A 10897-nucleotide genomic window follows, 5' to 3' on the forward strand; every position below is an offset into this window, starting at 1 on the left:
ATAATATATTCTGTCCCATTATCACACAAAGATCCAGTTAATTTAACCTTAGATCCTTTTACTTACTCATTTGCAATTGGTGGAAAAGATGGAATACCATATCCATTTGATGTCAAAACTGCTAAAGAGGCTATTGAATTTTTAAGGAATGCATTAGATGAAGCTAAAATTAATGATAATATTAAGAAAAATGCTATGCAAAGATTAAACATGTTTATAAAAAGAATAAGATTTGAATAAACCCTTTCAATCACTTAAGGATTCCTTAAGATTGCTTTTTTATAAAGGGTCTTACCTTTCACCTTACTATAAATTAATATCCATAATATTTTTCTAGGCCAGCAATAGTTTAAAAAGCTTGTTAATTAAAAAGATTTGTTAATTATTTCAATGATTAAAATTTTTATTGATTATTATTTATAAATAACAGGGGTAAAGGTTGAAAATAAAAATAATCCATATAAGCGATATACATTGCAATAACGAAATGCTAAACAAAATAAAAGATTTAAATTATGATATTCTTATTTCATCAGGAGATTTTGAATGTTTAGATAGTGCAGAAATTTTTTCAAATATTAAAAATGCTATTGCTGTAACAGGAAATCTAGATGACGTTTCTATAATGAAACATTTATTAAAAAAAGGCATATTATTAGACGGAAAAATTAAAGAAATTAACGGATTTAGAATTGCTGGAATTGGCGGTATCGATCCAAGGACTAACATTACATCCTTAAAAAATGAATTTTTGAAATCAAATCTTAAAATTGATATCCTTATTTCCCATAACCCGCCTTACGGAATATTAGATAAGACCTTTTTAAAAATAAGAGCAGGATTAAGGGAATTAAAAGAATTATCAGACATTATAAAACCTAAGTTATACTTATTTGGTCACATACATGAAAGCCCTGGTATTGAAGAATTGGGCAAAACAATTTATATAAATCCAGGTCCTTTGGATTTAGGAAATTATGCTGAAGTAACTTTAAACGAAAATATTATTGCTAAAATTAAGAACATAGCTAGTCTTTAAGAAAATTAACTACTTCAGGCATGGTCGCATCAAATTCATCTATATTTTTTGTAACTTTATTGTATTTTAACCTTAGAAGTTTCCTTATTTCCCCATACAAATACCTATAATCTAGCAAAAAATAAACACCTTTATCATTTGGAAATCTTATAGCTCTTCCCAAAGCTTGTTTAATTCTAATGTATGCAGCAACTTTATATAAATAATATTTAGTTTTAGTTAATCCTAACCTTTTAGATAAGATTTGTTCATGAGCAGTCAAGTACGCATCTTTTTGAGGATATGGAATCCCTATTATAGCTACCACCTTTATTTTGCTCCTTCCATTATTAGTTATTTCAATTCCTTCAGTTATTTTACCTCCTGCAACAGCATTAATCACAAGTTTATCGTTTTCATATGCTTTATTTATTACCTCTTCCAATGAGGTATTTTTATTTTCATTTATGTAATTAGTTTGGCCATCAAATCTATTCCCTATTTTATCCATCAATTCATAACTCGGATATACGAAGAGTTTTATTCCATCTAATTTACTAATCTGGTTTAAGTAATATGAAATCCTCTTATACATGCTCTCTCCTCTGGTCTTATAAAGAGTAGAAACGTCTCCCGATACAATAGTTAGAGATTTTCCTATCTTACCTTTAATGCCTAACATTATTTCTGCGTCAAAAAATATCCTTTCTCTATTTATGTTCAGCATTTCACCTACAAAATCTCCAGGAGGTATTGTGCCACTTAGTAATATCGCAGATTTTACCCTCTGTAATGGCTTATTGACTACTGTAGAAGGATCAAGGGGCATTGATATTAATCTATATATACCATCTTCGGTTGAAATAAATAAATAAGAATAATCATTTTTAAGGCTCAACAACCATGATAACAAGTGAGATAAATACACCTTTATACTATAATTTATATTAAAGAATTTTTGAAACTTTTTGTCTCTAATTTCTTCTGCTACATCAGAAATTATATCTATATAATTTAAAGCTTCATTAAATTTTTCTTTTTCAATCCTTTTTACAACATTATCCAATTTTGGCCTCAATTCTTTGCTTAAATTATATATGTTAGAAATCACTTTCTCTACTTCTGTATTAGAATATCCATATTCTTTTATTTCATTTAATGATTGTTCTATATCTCTTAAAGTTATGCTGGTCTCTAATATACTATGAGCATACATAAGGCTATGGGCTTCATCTATAACTACAATAGATTTTTCCAAATTCAAAAAATCTAAAACCCTTTCAAATATCTCATCTTTAAAATAATAAGGATATGTTGCTATTATAAACCTGGTATTTTTTGACAGCTCAGCTAATGAAAAAAATGGGCATGATTTCGTTTTATCGGCTATTGCATTAGCTTGTTCAATACCGCTAAAAGTTTCCATTTTCTCAATAACATCCCATATTTCCTTGTTATCTATTTCAATGCTTTTAGTATAATAATTGCATAAACCCTTAATCCTAGCAATTCTACAATTTTCCCAAAAATCTTCTGAAGAAATGTCGTTTTGATTTTTAAAAAGAGGGCAAGTCCTTTTTGCACTGAATAAAAAAGAATAATCTAAGTTAAACCTTTTCAATTCCCTTATTACAGAATCCATTTCATTAACAGTTCTAACAAGCCATAAAATTTTCTCTGCATTGCTTTCAATTATTCCTTTTATAACCGCTGCAGTTTTTCCGAAACCTGTAGGAGCATTTATTATAGCTATGCTATTTTTTTCTATAGCATTTTTTACTAAATCTGAAATTTCTTTTTGCCCTGGCCTATATTCATTGTAGGGAAATTCTTTATTCTCCCAAGTAGACAATTTTTATCATCCTCTTCCTGGGCCCATCTAGCTCTATAAATAATATCCTCTGCCACGTACCTAAAACAATTCTATTAGAGGAAATCAATAAAGTTCTTGAATTCCCAATGAAACTAGATGCTAAATGTGCGTGAGCATTATCATCTATTTCATTATGAAGCCATTTTCCTCCAGGCTTAAATATATCAATTATTATTTTCTTTAAATCATTAACCAAATTTGGCTCAAATTCGTTTATAGTTATGGCGGAAGTTGTGTGCTCAACGTATAGAATTAGTATTCCATTATTATAATAATTTTCTTTAACAATGGTTTCTATTTTGTCTGTAATATCTATAATCTCTATCCTATCGCTAGTCCTTAATTCTAACTCTTTTATCTCAATTTTCAAAATTTTCCCCTAATATTTATAATACGAGTATTACTTTTAGCTTCATTAGAAATCTTAATAAATCTTACATATATAAAATGAGGTTTTGGCTCATATATATTATAAGAATTAATTTTATTTAAAATTAGATTTATATATATTTACATAAAAATTTTTAATTTTAGATAAATTTACAATTTAAAGCCTGGTCCTGAAGGGCGATGAGAAGGTCAGTTATTAATCTAACAGTTAAATTTATATATTAAATTATTAAAATTTATTAATAAATTTCTTAATGGCTAAGAGCAAGTTGAAGATAATAGAGGAAATATCTTAGAAGAAAACTTATAATATAATATTTGCAGCATTTACTGTTGGTTTATTGCTTGAAGGCAACATTTTTTCGCTTGCCTTTGCTGCCATTTATTGATATCAAGTAACACTTTATTTGGGAAAACTATTGTTTTCATGCCCTATTTATGGCTTGTTATAGGTATTTCTATAGGAGGTAATATTTCAGATAAGGTTGGTAGAAAAGGAACCTTTATTTATTCTATAGCAATGTATGCAATTGGAGATATATTGCTAAATTTAAGCATTAACTATGTCTCTTACTTTTAATATATTTAGCATTATTAGCAACAGCTTATTCCAAGATGAATAAATTATGACAATGGCCTACAAAATATTCCCTAGAAAGCATAGAAGCAAGGCAATTTAAGTTTAATAAAAACAAATACACCCATTAATGAGTATTTTAGCTTATAGGCTTAGCAATACAAATTATAAAAGGGGATATAAATGGACAAACAGATTCAAAAGGATCTTCCTTTTAGCAAGGTTGCTGAAACTTTTGATAACATGGAAAAAATAACTTCTAGAATAGCATTGACCCAATTATTAGTTAATTTAATAAAAGATACCCCTCCCGAAGTTATAGGAAAGGTTGTATATTTAATCCAAGGTAAGCTTGGCCCAGATTGGAAAGACATACCGGAACTCGGGATCGGTGAAAAACTCATAGTTCAAGCTCTATCTTTAGCATTTGGGAAAACTGAGCAGGAAATCAATAAGCTATATAATAACATAGGTGACTTAGGTAAATTAGCAGAAAATTTTTCTCAGGGGAAGCAGAAGAAAGGAAGTCTTATGGCTTTTATAGGCGAGGAACAGAATTATTTAACAGTTAGCAGAGTTTTTGACACTTTTTTAAAAATCGCTTATTCCCAAGGAGAAGGAAGTAGAGATTTAAAGCTAAGGCTTATAGCGGGTTTGTTAAAAGATTCTCAACCAATAGAGGCGAGATATATAGTTAGATTTTTAGAAGGTAGATTGAGACTAGGCGTAGGAGATGCAACAATTTTAGATGCTTTATCTATTTCTTATGGAGGTAGCAATTCATATAGAGAAATAGTGGAAAGAGCATATAACTTAAGAGCTGACTTAGGTGAAATAGCAACAATAATAGCCAAACAAGGAATAGAATCAATTAAAGAGTTAAAGCCAGAAATAGGAACACCAATAAGACCTATGCTTGCTGAAAGGCTAAGCGATCCAGAAGAGATATTGCAAAAGGTTAATGGGAAAGCTTTTGTTGAATATAAATATGATGGTGAAAGGGGACAATTTCATAAGGATGGAGATAAGATAAAAATCTTTTCCAGAAGGCTTGAAGATATAACTGATATGTATCCAGACGTTGTTGAGGCTATTAAAAAGAGTATAAAAGCAAATAAGGCAATACTCGAAGGAGAAATAGTTGCATACGATCCAGATACCGGAGAATTAAGAACATTTCAAGAATTAATGCACAGGAGAAGAAAATATGATATACAGAAGATGGTTGAAGAAATACCTGTTAAAACATTTCTATTCGATGCATTGCTTAAAGAAGATGAAGATCTAACTAGGGAGGTTTTACCATATAGAAGAAAAGCTTTAGAAAGCATTGTTGAGGAAAATGAAAAGGTTAACATAGCAAAATATATAGATACTAATGATTCAAAAACTCTATGGAATTTCTTTTTAACTGCTATATCAGAAGGCGCAGAAGGAGTTATGGTTAAAGCAATTCATAATGAAAGCATCTATAGAGCTGGAGTCAGAGGTTGGCTATGGATAAAATTAAAGAGGGACTATAAGAGCGAAATGACAGATACCGTTGATCTGGTAGCAGTTGGAGGTTTTTATGGCAGAGGAAGGAGGGGAGGGAAGATAGGCACATTATTATTTGCAGCTTATGATCCAGATAATGACGTATTTAGAACAGTCTGTAAAGTCGGTAGCGGATATACTGATGATGATTTAAACAAGATGTACGATTTGTTTAAGCCCTATATAATTGATCATAAGCATCCAAGGGTTGATTCAAGTATAGAACCGGATCTTTGGTTTGAACCAGTGAAGGTTGCAGAAATAATTGGTGCAGAGCTTACGCTATCTCCATTACATACTTGCTGCTATAATAAATTAAAAGAAGGCGCAGGATTATCAATTAGATTCCCTAGATTTATAAGTTGGAGAGAAGATAAAGGGCCCGAAGATGCCACAACAGAACAGGAATTAATAGAGATGTATAACAGGCAGTTGAAGAAAATTGAAGAAAAACAAGCTAAAGAAGGGATCCAAGAAAGCTAGGCTTGAGGAACTTGTAAAAGAAAGAATAGAAAATTTATACAATATATCAAGCCAAGAGACTATTAAAGGGAATATCGATTATGCTAGAGAATTAAATGAATTAATTTTTAGATTATCATTAAGAAACAAAGTCAAAATACCCTTAAGCATAAAGAGGGGCATATGTAAAAACTGTCACGCAACATTAATACCAGGTATTACATCAAGCGTGAGAATTAGATCCCAAGGAAAAATGCATTATTTAACCATTAAATGCATCAAGTGCGGTTACATAAAAAGGATTCCATTTAAAAAATAAAGAAAAAAATTACTCAGCCTTTATCCTTATAAAAATCTAGTTATTTTTATAAGACTAAAGGATCCTCTTGGGACAATTCATATTTTATTACTTTAATTTTATTACATAGCTAATGTATTTTAATTGATGTTGCACTTAAACAATTTCATTAAAATTCCTAACCATGTTGAAACTATCTTTATAATAAATGAAGCCGCCGGCGGGACTTGAACCCGCGACCACTGGCTTACAAGGCCAGCGCTATCGGTTCCCACGCAGGGATCTACCGGTCTGAGCTACGGCGGCACCACAATTTCTTATATAATTAGGGTTTTTAGTTTTTTTCTGTGGAGAAGAAGAGTTTAGAATTAAAAGGTGTTAAAGTTGGGAAAATACTACGCATTACTTTCAGGGATACATCCAACGCTACCATTAGCTGAGCTTGAGTCACTAATAGAAATAACATCAAATGCAAAAATAATTTATAACTTTGATGGTGTATCTGTAATAGAAGGTCAGTTAAACACAAACATCGTTAATAGATCAGGGTATATTAAAGAAATAGGCTATTTAATAGATTTGTATGAAATCAATAATATAGATTATAATGATATAGCTAAGAAATTAAACGATTTTAATATAAAAGAAGCTAGAGTTAAAGGGTATAGATATAGGGGTTTATCCTTTGATTTAAGTATACCTGAATTAGAAATAAACTTGTCTAGAGCATTAGATAAAATAGGAATTAACGCAAATCCGAGATCAAATACAGTTGTTAGAATTATAATTACAGAAGGAATAGTTTTAGTTGGACTACTTATTTCAAGCCAGGATAACTCATATAAAAATAGAATTGAAAATAGGGTTTTCAGCAGACCAGGCCAAATTGATCAACAATTATCAAGAGTTATGGTTAATTTATCAAGGCTTAATAATTCCATATTTTTAGATCCTTTTTGTGGGACAGGTAGTTTAGCATTGGAAGCTTGTTCATTAAATGCTTCTCATTCGATATGTATGGATATAGATAAAAACATGGTTAATGGATCTATGATGAATATGAAAAGCATTAAGTGTTGCAAATCTTTTTTAGTTGCAAGGCATGATGCTTCCAAAATGCCTTTAAAAGAAGAGAGTATAGATTCTATAGCAACAGATCCTCCTTATGGCAGGGCTGCATCAACAAAGAAAAGAGGATATTATAATTTAACGAAAGCTTTTCTAGAGGAAAGCTTAAGGATTCTTAAGAAAAATTCTTATATAGTTTATGCAGGTCCATCAAGCGAAAAACCTTATTTAATTGCAAAAGATTTAGGATATAAAATTATTGGAGTACATGATATGTTTGTTCATAATGGGCTAAATAGACAAATAGTTGTTGTAAGAAAAATTTAAAAATTCTTAAAAAATTTAACATTTTGGTGGTATGTTGTTATTAACATATAAGTCTAAGTATGATTTTAATGAATTAAAAATAAAATTAGAAAGCTTAATGATAAAGAAAGGCATGAAAATTTTTTCAGTTATAGACCACACAAAAAATGCTAGCAGTGTTGGCATGAAAATCAATAGGTCAATACTTTATATTTTTGGTAATCCTAGAAACGGTACTCTTTTAATGATACAAGATATGAGAATTGGAGTTATTTTACCTTTAAAGCTATTGATATGGGAAAATGAAAACAAAGAATTGCAAATAACTTACTATCCCATATATGATATTTTAAAAGAATTTAAATTAAATGATGAAGGTTTAGCAATGGCTAAAAACATTGACAATAACATAATAGAAATGCTAAAAGAAATAGTTGTAGAATAATTACTTTAAAACGTTCTTTGACTTTATTACTAATTTATAATTTTTATCATCCCAATATACATCGTATATTATAGGTAAACCTGTCGGTATTTCTAAATGCGGTATATCATCTTCTGATATATTTTCTAAATACATAACTATTGATCTTAAGCTATTACCGTGAGCTACTACTAAAACGTTTTTGCCATTCTTTAAATCTAGCATAATTGTATTTTTGAAAAAGGGTACAGTTCTTTTTTGTGTATCCTCTAAACTTTCCCCATTAGGAGGCCTTACTTTGTAACTTCTCCTCCATAATTTTACCTGTTCTTCTCCATATATTCTTGCAGTTTCCTCTTTATTCAAACCCTGCAAATCGCCATAATGTCTTTCATTTAAATGCTCGTCCTTAATAACTGGGATCTTATAGCCCAAAGTAAGCAAGACTAAATCTAAAGTTTCTATAGCTCTCTCTAATTTGCTTGTATAAGCGATATCAAACTCGTACCTTTTTAGAAGAAGCCCGGCCCTTATTGCTTCTTCCCTGCCCTTATTTGTTAATGGAACATCAACCCATCCAGTAAATCTATTTTCCTCATTCCATAAAGACTCTCCGTGCCTTAACAAACATAATATAGGCATTTTATTCACCCATCTTTTTTCTCTTTTTTAACTTATTATCCTTTTTAGTATTTATTCATAAATTAAATTTATGGACACTTATATTGATTATCTTTTCACTATTAGGAGGCCCCCTCCAAGTTTCTTAAGCGGCTGACATGAGTGGCATGGCTATTAGCGACTGCTGGCTACATATGTATAACCCCTTTATAAAAGTTTATTAATGAGAACAATTGTTCTCTAAGATAGTGATACTCAGAATGAAGTACAGAGAGACAAAGCTCATATTCTCGACGGGTATAGGGTGGATGTTTGACAGTATGGACGTACTCCTGCTTTCATACATACTAGTAGCAGCCTCCCACGAGCTTGGTCTCACCAAGGGAGACGAGGGGCTCATAATATTAGTCAATAACATCGGAATGTTAATAGGTGCTATCCTCTTTGGCTGGCTTGCAGACGTGCGGGGTCGCAGGATGACATTCATGTCAACGCTGGTCCTATACAGCATCGGCTTGGGGCTGACGGCATTTGTATCCTCGGCCTCCGAGCTGGCAGTTATACGCTTCTTCACTGGGCTTGGCCTGGGCGGCGAGCTTCCAGTGGCTGCCTCGCTGATCTCCGAGCTTTCACCGCCTAACAGCAGGGGGAGGAATGTGGTGTTGCTTGAGAGCTTCTGGTCAATCGGTGCAATACTGGCCGCAGCCATAGCCTACCTTGTCTTTCCTGGCTTCGGCTGGAGGGCTCCGCTGCTGGCGCTCTCAGCAGTCGCCCTCTACGCCCTTGCCATAAGAGCAACAGTGCCTGAGTCTCCCCAATGGCTCCGTCTCAGGAACCCGACCAGGGCCCAGGCAATAGCTGAGAAGTATGGCGTCACGCTTGAAAGCGTCAAGAGGCACAGCTCAAAGGAGCTGTTAGCCAACGGACTCAGAACTCAAACGCTTGTGCTCTGGACCTCCTGGCTCCTACTGGCCTTTGGCTACTACGGCGCCTTCCTCTGGCTCCCGACCATGCTGACCAGAAGAGGCTACAGCCTAGTGAGGACCTTCGAGTACTCCCTAGAAATGTCGCTAGCCCAGCTGCCTGGCTACCTCACAGCCGCATACATGATTGAGAGGATAGGCAGAAAGCCGAGCCTGTTGACGTTCTTCACAGGCTCAGCTGCTGCAGCCGTGGCTTTTGCTCTGGCCCCCAGTACGGCCTGGCTGCTTGCCTCAGGGGTGGCCCTAAATTTCTTCAATCTAGGCGCATGGGGCCTCATATACGCCTATACGCCTGAGTCCTTCCCCTCTGACCTGAGAGCCACTGGCATGGGGAGCAGCGGCTCAATGGCAAGGGTAGGGATGATAATAGGTCCCCTTCTCCCTGTCTATGTTTCCTTCAGCTTCGCATTATCAATATATGCAGTAGCATGGTTCGCTACCGGCATTCTGATATTCTTCCTGGGCATAGAGACTATAACATTTTTGCGTAACTTTTAAATACTTTTGGTTACTTTTAATTAATGCGGAGTACTTAATGGAGAGATACTTAACGCCTAGTGAGGTTGCTGAAATATTTGGCATGAGTAGAAATGGCGTAATTAAGTGGATTAGAGAAGGTAAAATTAAGGCTCTTGAAATTAACGATAGGTGGAGGATTCCTTACAGTGAAGTAGAGAGAATATTAAGCGGTAATGAAACGGTTAAGCAAGTTGCAATATACGTAAGAGTCTCCTCGAATACGCAAAAGGGCGATTTAGAAAAACAGTTAAACGCGTTGAAGGAATGGGTTAAGAAAACTTTCGGTGAAGTGAAAGTAATAGAAATTAGGGACATAGGTTCTGGGTTAAAAGAAGATAGGAGAGGTTTGAAGAAACTCATAGATCTTGCTAAGAGGAGGCAAATAGATGCAATAGTAGTTGCATATAAGGATAGATTAACACTTTTCGGTTTTGAATACCTCGTAGAATTGTTCAAAGCTTATAAAGTAAACGTTATTGTAACATTTAATGATGATCAAAAGGATTATATGCAAGAGTTGGTTGAGGACTTTGATGAGATTGTTAAATCGTTTGCCTCAAGGATTTACGGCCATAAATCTCACAATTATGAGAAAGTAATTAAGTGTGTTGAAGACGTCGAAAAGAACAGTTAAGTTGGAAATTAATCCTCTCAAGTACCAAATACTATGAATATCTTAACCAGCCTTACCCGTTCAAATTGGTAGAATTGCTTAGGAAAGGGGGCCAAATAAACAAAGTCCATCTTTATTATAAAAAGTGTTATTTCTATACGATCTAGCCGGACAACCTCCTTGACATAACGAAGAGATTTTGCATGTTT

Annotated in this window: 11 protein-coding genes, 1 tRNA gene and 1 pseudogene; 9 read left to right on the top strand and 4 right to left on the bottom strand. The window is 33.3% G+C overall.

Annotated features, from left to right (window positions below; translation table 11 throughout):
- Together RXO53_RS06325 and RXO53_RS06330 are read left to right on the top strand one after the other, a co-directional pair.
- Nucleotides 1–240 (top strand): annotated as a pseudogene (locus RXO53_RS06325) (DUF763 domain-containing protein); the annotation flags it as partial.
- A 199-nt stretch (nucleotides 241–439) separates the two neighbouring features.
- Nucleotides 440–1039, top strand: coding sequence for a metallophosphoesterase family protein (locus tag RXO53_RS06330; RefSeq protein ID WP_410713402.1), 600 nt, complete (start codon nucleotides 440–442; stop codon nucleotides 1037–1039).
- Here RXO53_RS06330 and RXO53_RS06335 read toward each other — a convergent pair.
- Together RXO53_RS06335 and RXO53_RS06340 are read right to left on the bottom strand one after the other, a co-directional pair.
- Entirely contained in the window at nucleotides 1029–2870 is a 1842-nt protein-coding gene (locus RXO53_RS06335) for a helicase C-terminal domain-containing protein (RefSeq protein WP_410713403.1), read from the bottom strand. The genes RXO53_RS06330 and RXO53_RS06335 overlap by 11 nt on opposite strands.
- Nucleotides 2851–3261 carry a secondary thiamine-phosphate synthase enzyme YjbQ gene (locus tag RXO53_RS06340; RefSeq protein ID WP_410713404.1) on the bottom strand — a complete coding sequence of 137 codons (411 nt, stop codon included), beginning with the start codon at nucleotides 3259–3261 and terminating at the stop codon, nucleotides 2851–2853. Before RXO53_RS06340 ends, RXO53_RS06335 begins: the two co-directional genes overlap by 20 nt.
- 405 nt (nucleotides 3262–3666) lie before the next feature.
- Here RXO53_RS06340 and RXO53_RS06345 point away from each other — a divergent pair, with 405 nt between their 5' ends.
- The 3 genes from RXO53_RS06345 to RXO53_RS06355 all read left to right on the top strand — a co-directional run bounded on the left by RXO53_RS06345 (nucleotide 3667) and on the right by RXO53_RS06355 (nucleotide 6175).
- Nucleotides 3667–3861, top strand: coding sequence for a hypothetical protein (locus RXO53_RS06345; RefSeq protein ID WP_410713405.1), 195 nt, complete (start codon nucleotides 3667–3669; stop codon nucleotides 3859–3861).
- A 180-nt stretch (nucleotides 3862–4041) separates the two neighbouring features.
- Nucleotides 4042–5877: an ATP-dependent DNA ligase gene (locus RXO53_RS06350; protein ID WP_410713406.1), complete on the top strand. Its 1836-nt coding sequence runs from the start codon at nucleotides 4042–4044 to the stop codon at nucleotides 5875–5877.
- On the top strand, nucleotides 5837–6175 hold the full coding sequence (locus RXO53_RS06355; RefSeq protein ID WP_410713407.1) for a ribonuclease P protein component 4: 339 nt from the start codon (nucleotides 5837–5839) through the stop codon (nucleotides 6173–6175). Before RXO53_RS06350 ends, RXO53_RS06355 begins: the two co-directional genes overlap by 41 nt.
- A gap of 191 nt (nucleotides 6176–6366) precedes the next feature.
- On the opposite strand, the gene RXO53_RS06360 is transcribed toward RXO53_RS06355, so the two are convergent.
- Nucleotides 6367–6460 (bottom strand) — tRNA-Thr (locus tag RXO53_RS06360).
- A gap of 78 nt (nucleotides 6461–6538) precedes the next feature.
- On the opposite strand from RXO53_RS06360, the gene RXO53_RS06365 reads away from it, so the two are divergent.
- Both RXO53_RS06365 and RXO53_RS06370 read left to right on the top strand, forming a co-directional pair.
- The gene (locus RXO53_RS06365; protein WP_410713408.1) at nucleotides 6539–7549 is read left to right on the top strand and encodes an RsmD family RNA methyltransferase; all 1011 of its coding nucleotides are present in this window, start codon (nucleotides 6539–6541) and stop codon (nucleotides 7547–7549) included.
- A gap of 34 nt (nucleotides 7550–7583) precedes the next feature.
- On the top strand, nucleotides 7584–7973 hold the full coding sequence (locus RXO53_RS06370) for a DUF302 domain-containing protein (protein ID WP_410713409.1): 390 nt from the start codon (nucleotides 7584–7586) through the stop codon (nucleotides 7971–7973).
- Here the strand turns inward: RXO53_RS06370 and RXO53_RS06375 are convergent, their stop codons facing one another.
- Nucleotides 7974–8594 (bottom strand): 2,3-bisphosphoglycerate-dependent phosphoglycerate mutase, encoded by a 621-nt coding sequence (locus RXO53_RS06375; RefSeq protein ID WP_410713410.1) that lies wholly within the window; start codon nucleotides 8592–8594, stop codon nucleotides 7974–7976. It lies immediately after the preceding gene.
- A gap of 212 nt (nucleotides 8595–8806) precedes the next feature.
- Here RXO53_RS06375 and RXO53_RS06380 point away from each other — a divergent pair, with 212 nt between their 5' ends.
- Both RXO53_RS06380 and RXO53_RS06385 read left to right on the top strand, forming a co-directional pair.
- Nucleotides 8807–10054 carry an MFS transporter gene (locus tag RXO53_RS06380; RefSeq protein ID WP_410713411.1) on the top strand — a complete coding sequence of 416 codons (1248 nt, stop codon included), beginning with the start codon at nucleotides 8807–8809 and terminating at the stop codon, nucleotides 10052–10054.
- 37 nt (nucleotides 10055–10091) lie between these two features.
- Entirely contained in the window at nucleotides 10092–10709 is a 618-nt protein-coding gene (locus RXO53_RS06385) for an IS607 family transposase (protein WP_410713412.1), read from the top strand.
- Nucleotides 10710–10897 lie beyond the last annotated feature (188 nt).

Origin of the sequence: Caldisphaera sp., assembly GCF_046536515.1 — an archaeon.
Taxonomy (GTDB): Archaea; Thermoproteota; Thermoprotei_A; order Sulfolobales; family Acidilobaceae; genus Caldisphaera.